16 protein-coding genes are annotated in these 21,142 nt (G+C 56.1%); 6 read left to right on the top strand and 10 right to left on the bottom strand.

Annotated elements, in window-relative coordinates:
• The first annotated feature begins 93 nt into the window (after window positions 1-93).
• The 3 genes from yaaA (at window position 94) to WMO26_RS02590 (ending at window position 1,955) form a co-directional block, all read left to right on the top strand.
• Window positions 94-873, top strand: coding sequence for a peroxide stress protein YaaA (gene yaaA, locus WMO26_RS02600; protein WP_349217974.1), 780 nt, complete (start codon window positions 94-96; stop codon window positions 871-873).
• Window positions 845-1,306, top strand: coding sequence for a thioredoxin-dependent thiol peroxidase (bcp, locus tag WMO26_RS02595; protein WP_349217973.1), 462 nt, complete (start codon window positions 845-847; stop codon window positions 1,304-1,306). The genes yaaA and bcp overlap by 29 nt, the downstream gene beginning before the upstream one ends.
• Window positions 1,307-1,373: 67 nt before the next feature.
• Window positions 1,374-1,955, top strand: a complete 582-nt coding sequence (locus WMO26_RS02590) for a GrpB family protein (protein ID WP_349217972.1) — start codon at window positions 1,374-1,376, stop codon at window positions 1,953-1,955.
• Window positions 1,956-2,143: 188 nt separating this feature from the next.
• On the opposite strand, the gene WMO26_RS02585 is transcribed toward WMO26_RS02590, so the two are convergent.
• The 7 genes from WMO26_RS02585 to WMO26_RS02555 all read right to left on the bottom strand — a co-directional run bounded on the left by WMO26_RS02585 (window position 2,144) and on the right by WMO26_RS02555 (window position 11,418).
• Window positions 2,144-4,231: a hypothetical protein gene (locus WMO26_RS02585; RefSeq protein WP_349217971.1), complete on the bottom strand. Its 2,088-nt coding sequence runs from the start codon at window positions 4,229-4,231 to the stop codon at window positions 2,144-2,146.
• Window positions 4,232-4,474: 243 nt separating this feature from the next.
• Window positions 4,475-5,014, bottom strand: a complete 540-nt coding sequence (locus WMO26_RS02580; protein ID WP_349217970.1) for a flavodoxin — start codon at window positions 5,012-5,014, stop codon at window positions 4,475-4,477.
• Between the two features lie 317 nt (window positions 5,015-5,331).
• Window positions 5,332-7,182 carry a hypothetical protein gene (locus tag WMO26_RS02575; protein WP_349217969.1) on the bottom strand — a complete coding sequence of 617 codons (1,851 nt, stop codon included), beginning with the start codon at window positions 7,180-7,182 and terminating at the stop codon, window positions 5,332-5,334.
• Window positions 7,183-7,265: 83 nt separating this feature from the next.
• A complete protein-coding gene (locus WMO26_RS02570; RefSeq protein ID WP_349217968.1) occupies window positions 7,266-8,309 on the bottom strand; it encodes a glycoside hydrolase family 88/105 protein in 1,044 nt (347 codons plus the stop codon).
• Between the two features lie 167 nt (window positions 8,310-8,476).
• Entirely contained in the window at window positions 8,477-9,973 is a 1,497-nt protein-coding gene (locus WMO26_RS02565) for a glycosyltransferase family 39 protein (RefSeq protein WP_349217967.1), read from the bottom strand.
• Window positions 9,974-10,219: 246 nt separating this feature from the next.
• Entirely contained in the window at window positions 10,220-11,038 is an 819-nt protein-coding gene (locus WMO26_RS02560) for a prolipoprotein diacylglyceryl transferase (protein ID WP_349217966.1), read from the bottom strand.
• An 86-nt stretch (window positions 11,039-11,124) separates the two neighbouring features.
• The gene (locus WMO26_RS02555; protein ID WP_349217965.1) at window positions 11,125-11,418 is read right to left on the bottom strand and encodes a hypothetical protein; all 294 of its coding nucleotides are present in this window, start codon (window positions 11,416-11,418) and stop codon (window positions 11,125-11,127) included.
• 599 nt (window positions 11,419-12,017) lie between these two features.
• On the opposite strand from WMO26_RS02555, the gene eno reads away from it, so the two are divergent.
• From eno to WMO26_RS02540, 3 genes are read left to right on the top strand one after another with little or no spacing between them, the layout of a single operon-like run.
• Entirely contained in the window at window positions 12,018-13,316 is a 1,299-nt protein-coding gene (gene eno, locus WMO26_RS02550; RefSeq protein ID WP_349217964.1) for a phosphopyruvate hydratase, read from the top strand.
• On the top strand, window positions 13,313-14,407 hold the full coding sequence (locus tag WMO26_RS02545; protein WP_349217963.1) for a 2-oxoacid:acceptor oxidoreductase family protein: 1,095 nt from the start codon (window positions 13,313-13,315) through the stop codon (window positions 14,405-14,407). The genes eno and WMO26_RS02545 overlap by 4 nt, the downstream gene beginning before the upstream one ends.
• Window positions 14,404-16,635 (top strand): thiamine pyrophosphate-dependent enzyme, encoded by a 2,232-nt coding sequence (locus tag WMO26_RS02540; RefSeq protein ID WP_349217962.1) that lies wholly within the window; start codon window positions 14,404-14,406, stop codon window positions 16,633-16,635. The genes WMO26_RS02545 and WMO26_RS02540 overlap by 4 nt, the downstream gene beginning before the upstream one ends.
• Before the next feature lie 120 nt (window positions 16,636-16,755).
• Here the strand turns inward: WMO26_RS02540 and kduI are convergent, their stop codons facing one another.
• The 3 genes from kduI to WMO26_RS02525 form a co-directional block, all read right to left on the bottom strand.
• Window positions 16,756-17,598, bottom strand: coding sequence for a 5-dehydro-4-deoxy-D-glucuronate isomerase (gene kduI, locus WMO26_RS02535; RefSeq protein WP_435431542.1), 843 nt, complete (start codon window positions 17,596-17,598; stop codon window positions 16,756-16,758).
• A gap of 167 nt (window positions 17,599-17,765) precedes the next feature.
• A complete protein-coding gene (locus WMO26_RS02530) occupies window positions 17,766-19,946 on the bottom strand; it encodes a Tex family protein (protein ID WP_349217961.1) in 2,181 nt (726 codons plus the stop codon).
• A 15-nt stretch (window positions 19,947-19,961) separates the two neighbouring features.
• Window positions 19,962-20,732, bottom strand: a complete 771-nt coding sequence (locus WMO26_RS02525; RefSeq protein WP_349217960.1) for a heparan-alpha-glucosaminide N-acetyltransferase domain-containing protein — start codon at window positions 20,730-20,732, stop codon at window positions 19,962-19,964.
• Window positions 20,733-21,142 lie beyond the last annotated feature (410 nt).

The raw sequence follows: 21,142 nt of genomic DNA, 5'->3' as shown, positions 1-21,142 counted from the left end.
AACCGTCTTAGGCGGTTTTTCTTTCTGATAAAATATGCTATGATAGATTTCTCAACACCGAGAAAAACACCCGATCCGAAGGATGGTGAACCCTTGAGAATTCTCCTTTCTCCTGCAAAGAACATGCGCGTTGATACGGACGGTATGCCCTGTGAAAGTCTGCCTTTCTTTTTGCCGCAAGCAAGCGCACTGCTGCGGCGACTAAGGGACATGGACTACGCCGGACTCAAATCGCTGTGGAACTGCAACGACGCCATCGCCTTGCTTCAATATCGGAGGCTTGAAACGATGGACCTGGAGCACAATCTGACTCCCGCCATTCTGTCCTATGTAGGGATCCAATACCAGTACATGGCGCCGCAGGTGTTTGAAACCGGCCAGTTTGCCTACATTCAGGAACACCTGCGCATCCTGTCGGGGTTTTACGGGCTGCTGCGCCCTTTTGACGGAGTAACGCCTTACCGGCTGGAAATGCAGGCAAAGCTGCCGGTCGGAGATTGCAAAAACCTTTATGCATTTTGGGGAGACAAGCTCGCGAGACAGCTTTGCGCCGAAACTGGCCTGCTCTTAAACCTGGCCTCCAAGGAGTACAGCAAAGCCGTGCTGCCTCACCTGCCAAAATCGGTGCGTGTCCTTACCTGTACCTTCGGCGAGGAAAAGGGCGGAAAAATCGTGGAAAAAGGAACCCTGTGCAAAATGGCCCGGGGAGAAATGGTTCGCTGGCTGGCGGAAACAAACCTGACCGATCCCAAGGACCTGCCGCTTTTTGACCGTCTGGGGTATACGTTCTCGGCGCGTCATTCCAGCGATGACCACTATGTTTATGTAAAAGGAGGAACCGATCATGCTTCATCCCGGTTGCAAAGCCCCTGACTTTACCCTGCCCGACAAGGATGGCAATCTAGTCTCTCTTTCCGATTTTCGCGGAAAGAAAGTGGTGCTCTATTTCTATCCGCGGGACAATACTCCAGGCTGCACCCGGCAGGCCTGTGCCTTTGCCGATGCCTACGACGCGTTTTTACAAGGCGGAGTGGCGGTCATCGGCGTGAGCAAGGACAGCACCGCGTCCCACCAGAAGTTCGCCCAGAAGCACCAGCTCCCTTTCCTGCTCCTCTCCGATCCTTCGCTCACCGCCATCCAGGCCTACGACGTATGGCAGGAAAAGAAACTCTACGGCAAGGTAAGTATGGGCGTGGTTCGTACCACCTATGTGATCGACGAGAACGGAACCATCGAACACGTGATCCCCAAAGCAAAGCCCGACATCAACGCCGCCGAGATCCTTTCGTATCTGGACCTGAAATAACAAACCATGGCCAATTTTTGGGCGGCAATGGCGGCAAAAAACCCTCGTAAAACAGGAGGCAGGGTTCATGACTAAGAAGCTAACCGAGATGACCAAGGAGGAGCTTTGGCAGCGATTCCCGATTGTGCTTACCTGCCACCAAGCCCATTGGGCAAAATGGTACCGGGAAGAAGAGGCCTCTCTGCTGGCGGCCTTTTCCGGTATGCCGGTGGTACGAATTAGCCACATCGGTAGTACCGCCGTAAAGACCATCTGGGCCAAACCGATTGTGGACATATTGGTGGAAACAACTCCAGACTGCGACTGGGCTGACCTGGACAAGCGGCTTACTTGCGGCGGATACTTGTGTATGTCCCGAAGCGAGGGCCGGATTTCCTATAACAAAGGCTATACCGTAAACGGGTTTGCCCAACGGGTCTTTCATCTGCATGTGCGCATTGCAGGTGATAACGACGAGCTGTATTTTCGGGATTATCTCATCGAAAATCCGGGGGTCGCCCGGCAGTACGAACGCCTGAAGTTACATTTATGGAAGCGGTACGAGCACGACCGCGACGGCTATACCGACGCGAAGACCGATTTTGTCCGGCGCTATACGAAAAAGGCCAAAGAACGTTATACGGGCCGATACGGGCCGGTAGAAAAATAGGTTTGGAACACGACAAACGCTTTTTTCCTTGCAATGCAAACGGCACGGGCTTGGGTGATTGCTCACCGAAAGCTCGTGCCGTTTCTCAGCTTGCGGATTTCATGATCCGCGCGGTCTTATGCGGGAGGGCCTCTGTGCCAAAACGAAGGAAAATTTCCCTTATGCCGGCACTCGCTTTTACTTCTGCGTTACCGGTTAATCCAGATTTCAAGATGGCGTGTATCCGCAATCCAGTTGTTGCTTCCATCGCTGACCTTTACCGTCAAGTTCCGTTTGCCCGGAGTCCCTACATTCGTAACATAGGTCCAGGTACGCACGCCGTCCTGATCGGAATAGGTACAGGAGGCAGGCGCCAGGCCAATCCCGTTTTCATTGAATAAGCGCACTTTATTCACTTGGACCGAGGTCTGAATGACGGCGGTAAAATTCTCCTGCACCTTGGCACTGGGCGCAATGGAAGCGCCGTACAAAGAAGGCGTCGTAGGGCGGCGGATGGCAAAAGACACGGACACCCCAGTATCCGCTCCGTCGGTATAGACGCGCAGGCTCCGGTTTCCGATGGACGCCAGGGAAAAGACATGAGACCAGGTGATGGTCCCGTCCGGATTTTTCACCGCGTTACGGGCGGAAGCGATTCCGGCCCCCGTCTCGCTGACGAAATACGCCTTCTCGACCGTGCCGGGAGTCGTAATGGAAGCGGTGATGGTCTCATTGGGCGCGTACAGGGTTTTGTCAACCGACGCGGTCACCGCCGGCGGCGCTTCCTGGACGTCGAACGTCACGATCGTGCTGGGGCTGTAGATGTTGTCGTAGCAGCCTTCCTCTTCACACATCCGGTTCATTCCTTCATTTACCGTGGAATGGATGCTCTCATAGGTAATTTTCAGCTGCACCCTGCCGGGAGAAGGGAAGGTAAGGGTTTCCGACGAGGTTAAGGTATTGGTATAGTCCTGATTGCTTTGCAGGACATTGCCTTCCAGCACCTCCACCTTGGGCCGGAACCCGACGTGATGGTAATAATCATAGCCCCCCTGCTTAAGCAGCTCGTCAACCTTTTCATTTTCATAATACGTGTTGGTCAGCGCAGTGGAAAAGGACAAGGACTGCCCGGCGAATACTTGATCTGGAAGGTTATTGGTAATGACCGGTTCTTCAATGGTGATGGCGGGGAAATCCGCTACCTTTTTCCCGTCAACCTCAATGTAATACTGATAGGGCAGGGTTCCCGGCCGCTTGGCAAATTCCAACATATTCAGAGCACCGTTTATCGTTCCCAAATACATAACATGATTACGGACCAATGCCGGCCTGGAACCGCCTTCATGAGCCGGAAGAAAGAACTCTCGATGTGTTTCTTCTACATAACTTTCGACCCAACTTGAATCCATATCAAAACCTTCTACCGTCAAATGGCCAGTACTATTTCCATAATTCACATTTTTAACCAGTGCAATTATGCCAACACTTGGTATTTCGTGGTCTCTTAATGGAAATGCTTTGTCAATCGGGCCAAGCTTAAGCGGCAGTGACATGACCGGAACCACTTCCATTTCCGCCTCCGCTGGCTTCTCGCTCACATGAAAGTCATAAATTTTTTCCGGGGTGTTCGGAATGCTGCAGGTAATTTTTACCCGGACATCTCCTGGCTTGATAAAATGAATATACTGCCCGGAAATCTCATAGATGCTTCCGTCACCGCTTACCGTTTCATAGGAGAGGTTTGGCTCGTCCTTCCCATTTTCATTCGAGCGCATATATCTATAATGCTCTGTATACATCCAAAATCGGAATGCATCCCCCACCCATAGGTCGGAAAACCAAGTCTCTTCCATATCACGAGCCTCGATATAATAGCCGCTGTCGTTTTCCGGCTTTTGGCGGATGGAAATGGAAAACTCCTTTGAATAAACCGCCGGGCCGTTTCCCTCCTCCCGGACAAACACGCGTATGATAGCCTCACCGGTATTTAAGCATTGAATGTCAACACCATCACGATAATAACCCAACTCGCATTCCACAAGGGAAGCCCCTTTTAATACTTCAAAGCCTACATGATGGCCCTTCCCATCCCATGAGCCAATGGATTGGTTGTTATAATATGCAGATATCCGGATACGGTCCCCCACCCAAGCGTCCTCCATGGTTCCAAAATTCACTCGTAACTCGTAACCTTCGGCATTGCCTGCGTCTTCACTTGCCTGCGCGGGCGTGATCATTCCCAAGCAGCCGAGAAGCACTATCGTCAAAACCCAAGCTAAAATTTTCTTCTTTTTCACAAAATCCCCTCCCTATTATTTCTAGAATATCACAATTCTTTTTGTATTTCAATAAAAAGGTTCAAGAGTATTCCATATGCCGGGATGGTTTTTTCCATGTTCTATACCGGGCGATTGCCGCTTCTCCCTTCGCGCGATGCAGCCGCCGTCCGCCACGCCGGCAAACTCTCGGCGGTACTTTATGTCTTGTTCTGCTTGCGGCAAGTTTGCTTCCTCGTTTTCTCTCTGCCTAGGCGATGGTTTTTAAAGAAGGCCCTCGGTCTCTTTCAGCCAGCGCAGCACCTGGTCCTGCGCCGTCTGCACCTCGCTTGCGTGAACCGCCAAGCCCGGCAGCAGCTTCGCCTCAGGGCAGTGAATCCGAATGATATGTTCGCTTTGGCCGAAGCCGGAGCCCTCGTGGGTACAGAAGGGGATCAAGGTTTTGTTTGAAAAGTCGTAGCGTTCCAAGAAGGAAACCGCCGGCATGGGAAGACTCTCCCACCAGATCGGAAAGCCAAGGAACACAACGGCGTATTCCCCCATGTGATCTAGATGCCCGGCAAGCTTGGGCCTGGCGTCCGCGTACAGCTCCCGCTGGGCCATATAAGCCGTCTTTCGCAGGTCAATCGGATAGGGCGTTACCGGCTCTATGCGAAACTCGCGCGCCCCCGTGTAACCGCCAATCCACTTTGCCACCGTTTCGGTATTACCCGCCGGCAGGTCCACAAATTTTTCTCCAATGTAATGATCCCCCGCTCTGGAAAAATAGGCCGCCAGACACGCGTTCTCCTTAAAAATACTCATATTCCCCCCAACTGCCCCTTCCGCTTTTTCATTTCACGACAGGGGCCGGTTCAGGTGTTTCTCACCGGGCGGCCAAATGCGTTTGACGCCGCAGCCAAACGCTTCGCTTTTGTTACGCCTGCCGAATTTCTTTTAGTATACACAAAAAAGTCTGGTATTGAAAGACGATAATTCCATGAAATCTCCCTATTTTTTTCGCATAAAAGCCCTGTCCATGCGCAACGCCTGGAATGCAGAGAAGCCCTCCGGCGCGGTGATAAAACCGTGACCGGAAGGCTTTTCTGTACAGCGGCGCCATCGGGCTGCCGAACGCTTGTTTAGATTTTCTTTGTCCGCCGGCGGCGCAGCATGGCATAGAGCCCCCAGTCCTGGTCGTTGGCCCAGGGGTCGTACCCGACGCTCTTTTGCCCGTTGACCGTGACCGGGTACACCATGGCGCAGGAGGCGCTGCCGTCGGAAGAAATGAGGCTGAGCACACCCCTGAAGGATGCCTCCGCTTTTTCCTCATAGTCCTTTTCCCCGCTGGCCGACGCGTAGTGGGCATACGCTTTGCCGGTCAGATAGCTCCAGTAATGGGGGAAGGTATCTCCGTACATCCGGTTCTTTCCAAACCAGTACCCATCCCAATGGCGGATGGCCGTCTCGAACAGGTGATAGTCGGGCTGGCGGCCGTTAAAGAGCTCCAATACCGCGAGCTGCCGCTTGGCAGCCATGAAATAGTTCATATCACCCGTGACTTCGCAGAGCTCAAAGAGCAGATTCGCAGCAGGGGCCACGATGCTCTGCTCATAATTCACCTCGTGGGCAGGATAGTCGGTTCCCCGCTCCATCAAAAAGGCCGCATGCTCCCGAAAGCGGGCCAGAAGCTCCCGGTACTCCTCCTCCATCCCCTCCCGTTTCAGGCAGCGAAGGGTCTGCCCGACCGGCACTTCGATGGCGTAGAACGCTTTTCCGCCTTTTTCATAAAAGGCTCTGAGAATCCTTACCGCGTCTTTCAGGTACCGGCGCTGTCCTTTGAGCCCATATACCTCCAGGAAAAACAGAGCCATCCAGGGGTAGTTATAAAGGCGGAAATAGTGGTTATCCCGCCCGGCGTCGTTGAACACTTCGCCGGTATCCGCGTCGTAAAGCTCCCGGTAGACATAAGCCAGATACCGCTCCAGGCTTTCCTCCATCTGCCGGTCCTCATGCCGCTGCAAAAAGGCAGCCAGCAAAATCCCCATGCACACCCGTTCCCGGCCCCCATTGTGGTCGTAGCCGGGATCGTAATGAAGGCAATGTTCCTCGTTGTCGTAGATAAGGAAGGCGCCGTCCAAGCGGCTTCCCTCCCGGCGGTACTGCTGCTTATTAACAAGAAAGCGGCACCTAGCCCATAGCAGCTCCTCGAAGGCGGGCAGCACCAGGACGCTGCACCGGGTAGCGACGCCGTTTGCGGTGATGTGGTACTCCCATTCCCCAGGTTCCCCGGCCGGTTCCTCCACCATCGCCCGGTTTCCCTCCATCCGAAAGGGTACCGGCCGGCCGTTTCGGGTAATCGACAGGTTCTCCTTTGTACAGCAAACCGCGGGCTCAACCGCAAAACGCACCGGTTCGCCTGCAAAATATACCGCCCGTTCCATAGAAACGCCGATGTAGCTGGGAAATCGCCTGCACTTCTCATAGAAGTCCGCCTTTCCCTCGTGCCAGAAAAGCACCCATTCGAGAACCATGCTCTCCCCCGGGGCCAGGGCAAACGGCGTGGGGTGAAGGAGAAAATCCCCCCGGTCGTTGCTGCTTTTGGTCAGGTCCCGCTCCACGCTGTAGCCGCCCAGAGAACCCCTTGTCAGCATCAGGCCCAGATGGGGGCCTTTCCCGCCCATACGCAGGGCCATCACATAGCTGACCTCGTCTGCGCACCAAATATGGGTGTGGCAGCGTTGTTCCATGCACACGGCTGCTTCCTCGTAGTTGTCGTTGAAGGGGGTATAGACGGCCACATCGGTGAGGGCAGTAAACAGGTCGTGATCGGTTTCATTGCGAAAGGTAAACCGCTCGAAGACCGCATCCCCCTTCTTCTCGGATTCGTAAGTACAGGAAAGGCCATCCGGGCATTTTACCGTTCCCCATGGGGTATTTCCTTCGATCCAATTCATTTTCGCAGGGTCCTCCGGATGGATCAGCTGCTTCATACACGTCGCTCCTTCGCCTCAGAATGAAAAAGGCGGGGCTTTCTAAAAACCCCGCCGATTCAACACACAAACGCAGCCGTCGCTTACAGGGCGCGGCTCTCCTTGGTATCCGCCTCCAGCACCGCTGTCAGGAAAGCAAGCGCCAGGCCCTGGCCCCAGCCCTGCATCCACTTTTTGGGCACGTTGCGGTACCCGTCCCGGTCCTTCATGACGGCTGTGCCGCCGGACACGTTGCACACCCGCCCGTCCTCGGTGATGTTCTTGAGCACCCCGTCCAGGGCGCGCTGAACATACTTGGTGTGCAGAGGATTGTCGTTGACCACCATGGCGGCGGCGATGCCGCAGCTGGCGGAAACCTCCTCATAGGACTCTGGGTCGTCTAAAATGGTGCGCCACAGGCCGTCCTCCGTCTGCAAGAGCTTGAGAGCCGCCAGCTGATCGCGTAGCGCATTGTCCAACTCCAGATAAGCCGGGTACAGATAAGGCTCAGGCAGGCGCGCCTTGACCTGGGACATGGTATACGCCGCCCAGGCGTTGGCACGGCCCCAATAGAACCCGGACATATGATCCTTGTTGATGTTGTTGTACCCATGGTACCACAGGCTGGTTTTGGGATCTTGGAGGTACTGGATGTGCCAGTAATACTGGTTAAGGGCGTCGTCAATGAGCGCGGCGTCCTTCTTGAGAATACCCACCCGCAAAAGCACGAAGGCCGCCATGAACAGGGTATCCGCCCAGGCCTGCTCGGGGAAGTCGTTCTGGGCGGAGACGGTGTGCTGAAGCACGTGATCTCCAAAACGCAGGGCGTGGTTTTCCAGGTAATCCACCTGCTGCTCGACGATCTTCCAGTACTTTTCGTCACCGGTGGCCTCGTAAAGCGTCAGCATGGCGTGGCCCATGGCGCAGGTGTTCACCGTAAAGACCGGAAGGCCCAGCTCGATGTATTCCTCGGTCCAGGCTTTGAGCATGTCCAGGTATTCTTCCTTTCCCGTGGTCCGGTAGGCCTCGCTGACGCCGTAATAGGCCACTCCGCAGGACCAGTCCCAGGTCAGGTCCATGGTCATGGTTTTGCGCACCACCGCGTCGATGCAGGCCAAAAGCGCTTCCCGATCGTAGACAAGCTTCATAAGTCTTCTCCTCCTGTGTTTTTCATATTGCCGTGTGTCCGTAACGGCGCATACATGCAGCAAGAAGCGGCAGCGCAATTATTGCACACTGCCGCTATTCTCATTTCCGTTTTATTATACCGGCGGCGAATCCCCCTGTCAATGGACGATCGCCTCAAAAATCGCCTTTATTCTTTCACAATGCGGTACACGTCGAAGGAATACAGGTCGATGCCGGTGCTTTTCTCTTTGGTGACGGTATAGCCCCGGTCGGTAAACCACGCCGTTTCGGGCTCCTTTTTCGGATCGCACAGATACCAGAAAGTTCCGTTTACCCCTTCCACCTGATCCTCCGAAACCACCACGTCGGTGCCGCCGCCGTTGGTATAATGCTTAAAAAACTCCCCGTTCTGGTAGCACCAGCTTTCCTGCTCCGGGAAATAGTAAGCCAGAGGGCCGCCCTGCTCGCCCAGCTGCAAAAGGTTCGTAAGAAACACGTCCTCTTCCCCGACCTCTTCCTTCAGATAGGAAACAGCCTCGTCTGTTTTCGTGAAATATTCCTCCTGGAAGGTCTGGTTGTAGCTTAACCCTCCGCTCAGCAGCACGCAGCAGAGAAACGCCGCCAGCCAGCCTTTCTTGAGACGCGAAGCCTCAATGGCGAAAAACAGCCAAAACAGCCCGATCCCCGGGAGCAGGTAGCGGGCGATAAACACCGGGCGCACTGCAAGCGAGAACCCAATGCCCAGAACCGCCGGCAGCAAAAACACGCCCAGCGCAAGAAGGGCCGCCCAGTCCCTCTTTCTTTTCTTCCAAAAGGCGCCCCGCACGCACCATACCGCAAACAAAACCGCAGCCAGCGCAAGGCCGGCCATGGCCGCGATTGCCAAAACCTTTACGGCCGCCGGGTTGCCCGAGAGTTTGCCCGGCAGAAATAGGAATTTCGCATACTCCGCAAAGGAGGAAAGAGAGAGAGGTGCGATCCAGTAGTTCCCGCTGACCATGCCCACCTGCCGCAGCAGCACGAAAAACCACGGGGCGTACAGTACAAAGGTAGCCGCCGCGCACAAAATCCATCCCCGCAGCCGGCCCTTTCGGTTGCGGATCATGGCGATCAGCAAAAACAGGTACACGAATCCAATGGCGATCAGGGCATAGGTGTGGGTATACATCCCCGCGACGCTGGCAAGAACAAAGAAAATCCACTTCGCCTTCGTCGGGGCCTCGTAAATTTCATAGGCAAGCAGCCCGCTGGCCGTGACAAAAAACATGGCCCAGGAATACATGCGCACCATCGCCGCACATTCGGACAGCATACACGGTCCGCACAGCAAAAGCAGGATAAACAAAAGGCCCGCCCGGTCCCCGAACCGACGCCGGACCAGAGTGGCGCCCAGCACCATCGTCGCCGTTACCCCGGCGACAGACACCAGCTTCATGACAAGCAGGTTATACCCGAAGACACTGGTGACCAGCTTGAGAACAAAATAATAAAGCGGCGGATGTACATCGGTCAGGTTCTGCTCAATGATTCCCCAATAGCTCTGGCGGGCCATAAAGGTGGAATAAGCCTCGTCAAACCAAACGCTGTTATTGAAGCAAAGCGACACCATTACACCCACCGAAAGCAGGATGGCGGCGGTGAAAATGACGTTGCTATACCGTTTGCATAGGCGGTTTTGTGACAAAAGAATCCCTCCCTTTCTTCTCCATCTTGTTGCATTATACCGTACCGCATGAAAAATGTCTATTTTTTTGTATTTTTCTGTATGGCCGAAACCGGCTGAATCATGGGAAACGCAAAAGCGATGGAAGCATATGCGGTTTTCCGGGAGACGGCCCGACTTCTCTCCTGCCATTGGACGGCATGCTTTCCTGACACAAGAAAAAGGCCCCCGCGGGGGCCTTTTTTAATGCATTGCAGGCTTTGGGTTTTACCCTTGCGCCGCCGGCTGCACCCGTCTTCTCGAGTGCAGTCCCTGCCAAAGCAGGATACATCCCGCCGCAGCAAAGAGGAAGATGCTGATCAATTGGGAAGTAGACACCCCAAACAGGAACCCCCGGTAAGCGTCCCCCCGCCAGAACTCCAGTACAAACCGGATGACAGAATAGGCAAGCAGGTACAAAAGAAACAGCTTTCCCTTGCAAACTCCCTTTTTCAAAAGCCAGGCCAGCGCCGCAAACAGCAGCAGGTTGAATCCCGCCTCCACCAGCTGGACCGGGAACCGGCGCACGCCGTTGGCCGCTTCTACCAGGCTGTGCTCGAAAACAAACCCAAAGTCGCTTTCCACTCCGTAACAGCAGCCGCCCAAGAAGCAGCCGATGCGGCCGAACATGTGAAACAATGGCACCGCAGGGGCGACCATGTCGGTATAGGCAGCAAGGTCCAGCTTTTTTTTGCCGCAGCGCGCGTAAAGAAAGCCCGCTGCCATACCGCCCAGCAGCCCGCCGTAAAACACCGAACCGCCGAAGACCGCCAGAAAGCTGTCCACCAGTTCACCGGCTGCGATAATCTCTGGAAGATGGGTAAAGAACACCAGCAGGGCGTTCCAGTTGGTCAGCGCGAAAAGAATGTGGCTGCCCAGCAGCACGCCGATGCAGGATACCAGCAGCAGAACAATCATATCGTTTTCGTCATAGCCTCGTTTTTTCGCCGCCCGGCAGGAAAAAATCCCCGCGGCGAAAACGCCCAGCAAAGCAGTGACCATATAAGTTCCGATGGTTTTTCCAAAGAGCTCAAAGGTGGGGAACATAATTCTCTCCTTTATTTGACAAAGAAAAAAAGAAAGTACCATGCGCTCCTATGAGCGCATGGTACCGATACGTCTTTGCTTACAGGTCAGGAAAGCGCGCCGTATGCACCGAGAATGCCCAGAGAACCAATCGCGCACAGGGCGCAGATCACGCCGATGGCGCCGATGGCGGTACCAATGATGCCAAGCACGAAACCGGCAGTCGCAAGGCCGGTGCTGCCGGGTTCCGCTAGCTTACGGCCCTTTACGCCGAAGACAATGCCGAGGATTGCCAAAATGAAGGTAAAATAAGTAACGATCGGAATAAACGAACCCACAATGCCCAAAATGCCGCAGACCAACGCTGCGATGGAATACTTTTTCCCAATATCCATTTCCATGCTTCATTTCTCCTTTATTGCATTTATGCGATAATGTTTGAAGTTATTTTATCATGGGCGTACACAATTTGTCAATAAATCTGTCGAAAAAGCTTCATAATTGAATTTCCAGTTTTCTTAGATTATTTTTGGTTTTATGGTTCTCATCCCGCTAGGTATTTCCAAAACAGCCCTCCGTTTCTTTCCCTCCTTTCCCGCCTATTCTTGCGGGTGTCATCGGTGTAATACCCATGTGATTTTGTCACATAGGTTTGATTTCTCGCAGTGTTAGAAGGAAATACCCGTTTCATCCATACCCATATGAGAGAGAAGACACAAATATGTCCTCAGGGAATGGGATATGTACCCAAACGCTGTCCGGACGTCTTGCTGCAGACGGATATTCACAGGGAATGCCGCCTGCCGCACATGTGCAAACAGGATCCGGCACGCTCCTATTACCGCCGCTTCGATTTTTATGAAAAATGCCGCTGCCAGGCCTTTTCAGGGGCCGGACGGCTTTTTGTCGACTTTATGGGGCCAATCAAAAAGTGGGACACATAAAATTCCTCTTTTTGTCCCAAAATAACGGTAACAAATGAGGAAAAGAGCGTGATAACATGGATTCTCTTACCATCCAAAAGGTCTGCGGCCGGCAGATTTTTGATTCCCGCGGCACGCCTACGGTGGAGGCATGCGTCACCCTGTCCGACGGCACCTGTGCTGCGGCAAGTGTCCCTTCCGGTGCGTCCACGGGCATGTTTGAGGCCTGCGAGCTGCGCGACTGCGAAAAGGAGTTCAGCGGCAAAGGGGTATACAAAGCGGTCAACAACGTCAACACCCTGTTAAACGACGCCCTCAAAGGAAAGCCCGCTTGCTGCCCCTTCGGGGTGGACAAGGCCATGCAGGTGGCCGACGGCACGGAAAACAAGTCCGCCCTGGGAGCCAACGCCATTCTGGCGGTATCTTTAGCCTGCGCGAAGGCGGCGGCTAAGGCAAAAGGGCTGGAATTCTACCGGTATTTGGGCGGCGTAAACGGCGTAACCCTGCCGGTCCCCATGATGAACATTTTAAACGGCGGGGCTCATGCCAGCAACAACGTGGACATTCAGGAGTTCATGATTATGCCCGTGGGCGCGAAAAGCTTCCGGCAGGCTATGCAGATGGGAGTGGAAACCTACGTGCAGCTGGGCAAAACCTTAAAGGAACGGGGGCTTTCCACCACCGTTGGAGACGAAGGGGGCTTTGCACCCAATTTGGACAGCGACGAAACCGCCCTGAAGCTTTTGGTGGAAGCCATCGAAAAGGCGGGCTACCGGCCGGGGCAGGACATCGGCATCGCCATGGACGCGGCGGCCAGCGAGTGGTTCGAAAAAGACGGCTACCGGTTCCCGAAAAAAGGGGAATCCATTTCAAAGGCGGCGCTGATGGACTATTTTGAGCGCCTGTGCGGCCTCTACCCCATCCTCTCCATCGAGGACCCGCTCTCCGAAGAGGATTTCGACGGGTTTTCTCAGATCACCCGGCGGCTGGGCAAAACGGTGCAGATCGTGGGAGACGACCTGTTTGTGACCAACCCCAAGCGGCTGCAAAAGGGAATCGACGGGCAAAGCGCCAACGCCATTTTAGTCAAGCCCAACCAGATTGGAACCCTGTCTCAAACTATGGAAGCCGTACGCCTTGCCAAGCGAAACGGCTACGGCGCCATCCTCTCCCACCGCTCGGGCGAAACGGAGGACACCTCCATCGCCGACCTGGCGGTGGCGTTAAACGCCGGGCAGATCAAAACCGGCGCGCCAGCGCGCACCGACCGGGTCTGCAAGTATAACCGCCTGCTTCGCATCGAGCAGCTGCTGGGCGAGTCCGCCGTGTACGCGGGGACCTTTTACGCCCCGGGGAAAGGGAGGTTTTTCGCATGATGGAAGCGATCAAGCTGCCGGTTCAAAATGACGCCGGCTATTATGAAATACGCCTGGAAAGCATCGGGGGCTTAGGGGCCAACTTGTGCGGCAAGCTGTTAGGCGAGCTGGGAGCCATTTACCTGGGGCTCAATTCCGCCAGCTTTTCCAGCTACGGCTCGGAAAAGCGGGGTTCCCCGGTCAAAGCGTATATCCGCTGGTGCGCACCGGACAAGGACCTGCGCATCAACAGCCCTGTGGAAACGCCCCACCTGCTGGGCCTTTTTCACGAGGCCATGGCGGGCAAGCACCCGGTGACCGCCGGGGTGGACGAACGCGCCAAGGTGGTCATCAACACCGGCCTTTCCCCGGATGAAGCGCGCGAGCAGCTGAAGCTGGCGGCCGGGGAGCTTTTCTGCGTCGACGGGCAGACCATCGCCATGGAAAGCAAGACCCGCATCAACATGGTGATGCTGGGCGCTCTGGCGAAGGCCTCGGGCTTCATTCCCTTAGAGCCGGTTCTCAAGTTGGTGGAGGACACGGTGGGCAAAAAGTACCCCGATTTGCTCTCTGCCAACCTGGAAGGGGTCAAGCGGGGTTATCACGAAGTCGTCAGCAAACGGTTTGAGCCGGACGGCAAGTTCAACGAAGTCCCCTACAGGGAGGCCCGCACCCGCTGGGGCTATGAAAACGCGCCCATCGGCGGAGTGAATCCCCACATCGGCAGCACCGTGTCCAACGACCTGTCCGCCAGCCGGGAGGGATATATTCCCCTCTTTCTGCCGGAAAAGTGCATCAATTGCGGCTTGTGCGACACCACCTGCCCGGACATGGTGTTCCAGTTTAAGGAAGGCGAGTACAAGGGCCGCAAGGCCATGGTGAACACGGGGCTCGACTACCACCACTGCAAGGGTTGCTTGCGGTGCGTGGCGGTCTGTCCCACAGGCGCCCTGGTGGCGGGCAAGGAGCGGGAGCACCCGGAGAAGAAGTATTTCGTGCGCAACAAGGATCTGATCGCCGAGCACATCGACTTTGAGGCGGCGGGGCCCAACTCCTGGATTACCAGCGAGGCGTATCTGGACGAAAAACGAGTGGACGGAGGTTTGGTATGAGAGTGGAACAAAGCGTGCTCTTTGAGAGCGGAAACGAGCTGGCGGCCTACGCCGCCAAACAGATCAATTACCATGTGATGGGCTACTATCCCATCACCCCTTCCACCCAGATTGCCGAGCATCTGGACCTATTAAAGTCGGAAGGGGCCCACGACATTTCCCTGCTGGCGGCGGAAGGGGAGCATTCCGCGGCGGGCATCTGCTACGGCGCGTCCACCGGCGGGGGCCGGGTGTTCAACGCCACCAGTGCAAACGGCCTGCTCTACGCCTTGGAGCAGCTGCCGGTCCAGTCGGGAACCCGGTTCCCGATGGTATTAAACGTGGCCTGCCGCACGGTGTCCGGCCCCTTGGACATCAAAGGGGACCACAGCGACATCATGTACGCCTTAAACACCGGCTGGATCATTCTCTTCGCCAACTCCCCTCAGGCGGTGTACGACTTTAACCTGTGCGCGCTGAAAATCGCCGAAGCGGTAAAGCTGCCGGTGATCGTGGCCTTTGACGGGTTCTTTACCTCCCACCAGAAGCGCCGGTGCGAAGTGTTCCAGAAGGACAGCGACGTGCAACGCTTTTTGGGCGAATACCACCCGGCCTACACGGCTCTGGACCCGGAGCATCCGGTGTCCATCGGTTCTTATATGAACGAGCCGGATCTGATGAACAACAAGTTCCAGCTTCATGAGGCCATGGAGGAAGCGCGGGACGTCATCGGGCAGGTGTTTGACGAGTTTGGGGAACTGACCGGCCGGGAATACGGGGACACCGACGCTTACAAAGCAGAGGATGCCGATGTGCTGCTGGTGCTGCTAGGCTCCAGCTTCCACACTGCCAAGGAAGCGGTGGACGACTACCGCAAGGAAGGGAAAGCCTGCGGCGTCGTCACCACCCATGTCCTGCGTCCCTTTCCGGCAAAAGAGCTTGCCGCGCTGTGCCGAAACGCCAAAACCGTCGTGGTGGGCGACCGGCAGGACAGCTACGGCGCCGGCGGCGGCAACCTGACTTTAGAGCTCAAAGCGGCCTTACAGTCGGCCGGGAGCACGGCGCGGGTGTTAAGCCGCATCTACGGCCTGGGCGGACGGGACTTTTATATGGAGGACGCCAAGGAGCTGCTGGACGCAGGGTTCTCCCAGGACGCCCCCGCCTTCGGCTATCTGAACATCTATCCAGGCGACGAAAGCCTTAAAGTCAAGCCCTATTTTCACCCCGTCACCGAAAAGGACGCTTCTTTGGGACTGACCCGGTGCGAGCGAAACGAGGAGACCGGGAAAATGGTGGTCAAGGGCGGGCTTGTAAGCGAGTCCACCCGGATGCCCAAGCGCCTAGCGCCCGGGCACGGGGCCTGCCCCGGCTGCGGCATTCCGGTCAACGTAAACCTTCTTCTGCGGGGCATCGAAGGAAACGTGGTGCTTTTGTTCCAGACCGGGTGTGGCATGGTGGTGACCACCGCCTATCCGAAAACCTCCTTCAAGGTCCCCTATGTGCACAATCTTTTCCAGAACGGGGCCGCTACCCTGTCGGGGCTGGTGGAAATGTTCCACCAGCGGCAAAAGCGCGGAGAAATGCCCAAGGGCAAGATCACCTTTCTCATGATCAGCGGCGACGGGGGTATGGACATCGGCATGGGCTCGGCCATCGGCACGGCCCTGCGGGGCAGCAACCTGATTTTGATGGAATACGACAACGGCGGGTATATGAACACCGGCTATCAGCTTTCCTACTCCACCCCCAAGGGGGCCAAAAGCTCCACCTCCCATGTGGGCAAATACCAGTACGGCAAACCGTTCTTCCACAAGGACACGCCGCAAATCATGGCCGCCACCAACATCCCCTATGTGGCCACGGTGGCGGAATCGAACCCCGCCGACTTTATCAAAAAAGCGGCCAAGGCGCAGAAGTACGCCGACGAATACGGCATGGTCTATCTCAAGGCCCTGTCCGCCTGCCCCTTAAACTGGAGCGACCGGCCCAACCTGGAGCGCAAGGTGATCGGCGCGGCGGTGGACTGCTGTTATTTCCCGCTTTACGAAATCGAAAACGGGGTGACGGCATTGAGCTACGACCCGGAAGCGAAGGGCAAGAAAATCCCGGTGATCGACTGGCTTTCCATGATGGGGCGCACCAAGCACTTAAAAAAGGACGTGTACGCCCCGGTGGTGGAAAGCATCCAAGAGGAAGTGGACCGGCGGTGGGCACGCCTCAAGGCCAAAGCGGACAGCGAACTGTTATAACAGGGGCGACCTGTTCTCAGCGCCGCGTCGCTTTTCTTCTGCCCAGTTTCTCACGTGAAGCAAAAAGCCTCTGGGAACCAATGGTTCCCGGAGGCTTTGTTCGCTCAGAAGGGTTCTTCCTTATTTGATGGCGTTCATGTCGCAGTGGTCCATGTCGTCAAAGGTCTGGTTCTCGCCCACCATACCCCAGATGAAGGAATATGCATGGGTGCCCACACCAGAATGGATGGACCAGCTCGGAGAAATCACCGCCTGCTCGTTGCGCATGACGATGGTGCGCAGCTCGGTGGGCTCGCCCATCAGATGGAACACCACCTGATTCTCCGGAATGTCCAGATACAGGTACACTTCCATGCGGCGCTCATGGGTGTGGCAGGGCATGGTGTTCCACACGCTGCCCTCTTCCAGCTGGGTCAGGCCCATGGTGAGCTGGCAGCTCTTCATGACTTCCGGATGAATGTACTGGTTGATGACGCGCTTGTTGGCGTGCTCTACGTCGCCGCAGGGGACCTTGCGGGCCTTGGTGATGTCGATGTGCACGGTGGGATAGGTGGTGTGCGCCGGGGCGGAGAGGGTGTAGAACTTGGCCGGAGCGTTCTTATCGTCGCTCTCGAACACCACTTCCTTTGCACCCATGCCTACATACAGGCCGTCTCTCGGATTGAGGACGTACTTTTTGCCGTCCGCGGTGATCGCACCCTTGCCGCCGATGTTGATGACGCCAAGCTCACGGCGCTCCAGGAAAAAGTCGGTGCCAAGGTTTGTCATGGTGTTAAGACCCTCACCCAGCTCCAGAGGCTTGTCCGTGGGGGTGTAGCCCATGGTGATAATCCGGTCGATATGGCTGTAAATCCGGCGGATTTCACCGGGAACAAAGATTTCCTCAATCAAAAATTCCTCACGCAGACGGTCGGTGTCGTAATGCTTCGCGTCCTTGGAATTGGACGGCTGACGGATTTCCATTGCCAGTGCCATTGCTGCATCGCTCCTTTTTTCAGTCGAAGTTGTTCATCCGGCCCTTTGGGCCGAAAAAAGCCTACTCTTATTGTACCACAGTCCCTTTCTTTTTAAAAGGAGAAAGAGTAAACGGGAATCGGCCCTTTCTTCCCCTCTTCCCTTGTGCAGGATGCTCACAGCCTCTCGGTTTCAGACTGCGGCGCGTCCTTTGGCTTTTTCATGGTCAGGGAAATGCGCTTTTTCGCCATGTCCACACCCAGCACCCAGACCGTGACGATATCCCCGACTTTGAGCACCTCGGAAGGGTGGCGGATAAAGCGGTCTACAATCTGGGAAATGTGCACCAGGCCGTCCTGATGTACCCCGATGTCCACAAAAGCACCGAAATCGATGACGTTTCGCACCGTGCCGGTCAGCTCCATCCCTGTTTTCAGGTCCTTCATTTCCAGCACATCGGTGCGCAAGAGCGGAGGCGGCAGCTCGTCGCGCGGGTCCCGCCCGGGCTTTTGCAGTTCCCGGACGATGTCGCGCAAAGTGGGCACGCCCACGCCGACTTGTTCGGCGGCGGCCTCTTCCCCGATTTCCTCCAGCTTCCCGGAAAGCCCCGTTAACGCTCCTTTGGCCGCGTCCGCCAGGGAATACCCGCAAAGCTCTAATAGCTTCTTCGCCGCCTCGTAGCTTTCTGGATGCACGCCCGTTTCATCCAGCACGTTCTTGCCGCCCATCACCCGCAGGAAGCCCGCGCACTGCTCGAAGGCCTTCGGCCCCAGTTTCGGCACCTTCTTCAGCTGGGAGCGCAGGGTGAAAGCCCCGTTTTCCTCCCGGTAGAGGACGATGTTCTTGGCCACCGTGGCGTTCACGCCCGCTACATAGGACAACAGCGACGGGGACGCGGTGTTCAAATCCACCCCTACGGAGTTGACGCAGGCTTCCACCACGCCGGACAGGGCTTCGTCCAGCTTCGCTTTGGGCATGTCGTGCTGGTACTGGCCCACGCCGATGGCCTTCGGGTCGATTTTCACAAGCTCCGCCAGCGGGTCCTGCAGCCGTCTGGCGATGGACACGGCGCTTCGAAGGGACACGTCGAACTGGGGAAACTCCTGGGCCGCTAGCTTGGAGGCGGAATAGACCGAAGCGCCCGCCTCACTGACCACCATGTAGGACAACCCCCGGTTAAGCTCCCGGATCAGCTCGGCGGCAAAGGCTTCGGTCTCTCTCGAAGCAGTGCCGTTTCCGATGGCGATGACCTGGACCCCATGCTTCTCGATCAGCCGGGTCAGCACCCGCTTTGCTTCCTCGATCTTATTGTGAGGCGGGGTAGGATAGATCACCGCTGTGTCCAGCACCCGGCCGGTTTCATCCACCACCGCCGTCTTGCAGCCGGTACGGTAGGCGGGGTCTAGCCCCATAGCCACCTTTCCCCGCACCGGCGGCTGCATGAGCAGCTGCCGCAGATTGACCGCGAAGACCCGGATGGCCGCGTCGGCGGCCCGCTCGGTGAGAGTGCTGCGCGCTTCCCGCTCCAAAGCGGGAAAAATCAAGCGGCCGTACCCGTCCGCCGCCGCGGCCCGCACCGTCTCGGTACAAGGGGATCCTTCCTTGACAAAGGCCCGCTCGATGATCTGCATAGCCCGGCTGGTTTCAAACTCCACCGACACCTTCAAAAATTCTTCCCGTTCCCCCCGGTCGATGGCCAGCACCCGGTGGCCCGGGATTTTTGAAAGCGGTTCCTTGTAATCGTAATACATGGAATAGACACTGTCTTCCTCCTTGGCGGCCTTAGAGGCAAGGCTGCCGTGGGCCATCAGCACCGTACGCAGCCGTTTGCGAAGGTCCGCGTCGTCGGAAATGCGCTCGGCGATGATGTCCATCGCTCCTTGCAGCGCCTCCTCTGCGCCGGCCACGCCCTTTTCCTCGTCTACAAACGCAGCCGCCAGCACTACAGGATCCGCCCCCTGCCGCTCTTGGGCGAAAATCTGCTCAGCCAGGGGTTCGAGCCCCTTTTCCTTGGCCACCGACGCGCGGGTGCGCCGTTTGGGCCGGTAAGGCCGGTAGAGGTCGTCCACTTCTGCCAAGGTCTCCGCTTTTTCCAGGGCGGCAGCCAGTTCTTCGCTCCATTTTCCCTGCCCCTCAATGGAGGCAGCTACCTCCTCCTTGCGCTTTTGCAGGCTGCGCAGGTAGGCAAGGCGCTCGGAAAGCTCCCGCAGGGTCTGGTCGTCCAAAGACCCGGTCTGCTCCTTGCGGTAGCGGGCGATGAAGGGAATGGTATTCCCCTCGTCCATCAGCTCAACGGCGCGTTTGACCTGGGTGGGTTTGATGTGCAATTGTTCGGATAGGGTTTGCAGAATGTCCATGCAGGTACCTCACTTTTACGAAATCGCCGGAAGAATCCACTGGTAAAACACATAGAGAATGCCGTACACCACCGGTTGGTGGGCGATGTAGACCCAGAGGGTGTATTTCCCCACAAAGGAAAGGAAGGGCACCCGGGTGGGGTACATCCATTTGGGAAACTTTCCTTCCTTGGCCCATACCCCGATAAAGGAGCCCAGCAGGAACAAAAAGAGCCAGGGGAACAAGGGGAAATAGTCGGCGGAATAAAAATGCTCGCCCACGATGCCAAAGGGAAAGAGCCATTCCATCTTTGTAAGGCTTTCGGGAAGGGGGATTTCCAGCAGATAAGGGATTCCCACAAACCCTTCCTGCATCCGATAGGTCAGCAGAAAGAGGAGCAGGCAGACGGCGATCCCCGCCCAAGGCTTACATTTATCGAGAACCGGCCGCATAAGGGCGAAAAGCAGCATTCCCGCCGCCAGCATATGCAGAATGCCGAACAAGATGATCTGTCCGGGCATAAAAATCGCGGTAAACGCCGTCAGCAGCAGGGCGATGACCGCAAGCTTTGCTCCGCGCAGGGCGTTCGAATGGGACAGGCGGCAAGCAAGCCCGGAAATTAGGATAAAGGCAAATACGAAGGGCAGCCGCACTGCCTCGCAGAACTGCAAAAAGGGCAGGCCGTTTTTGTCGCCGAACACCTCCACCACGTCGTACGCCGCGTGGTGGAAAATCATCGCTAAAATGCAAAAGCCCCGGATTTCATCAATCAGATGAATGCGGGATTTGGGAAGGGCTTGCTCCACGGATCTTTCCCTGCCTTTCTGTCTGAGCTTGAAACGAAATAGACGCGGGCGCTTCTTTCTCCAGAACCCGAATTTCAAACGATTTTGCTGGGCCGGCCGAAAAAAGTGCCTCTGCCCATATCCATCCCGGACCGGCCGGTCCGGTGAAAATTAAAAGGTAGTATACCATATTTTTTCCCGGATGAACAGGGCTTCCCTCTTCGCGGATGGGAAACACCCTGATTTTTTACTTGCGTAATGGCAGAAAAATGGTACAATATAGGTTAGGATTTTCTGTTTTACCGTTTTGGCCGAAACCGGACGGTACAGCAGGAACGCTTCGGCCCGTCGGGGGCATTTCCGGCCTCGTATGTTTGCTTCATCGGCCGTGAAACGTCTTTCTCTTGGTCAGTTTCCGTGGATTTTGTTTT

It is taken from the genome of Solibaculum intestinale (genome assembly GCF_040096205.1).
GTDB lineage: Bacteria > Bacillota > Clostridia > Oscillospirales > Acutalibacteraceae > Solibaculum_A > Solibaculum_A intestinale.
The sequence above is the reverse complement of the archived record's forward strand: the minus strand, read 5'-3'. Positions and strand labels throughout refer to the sequence as shown.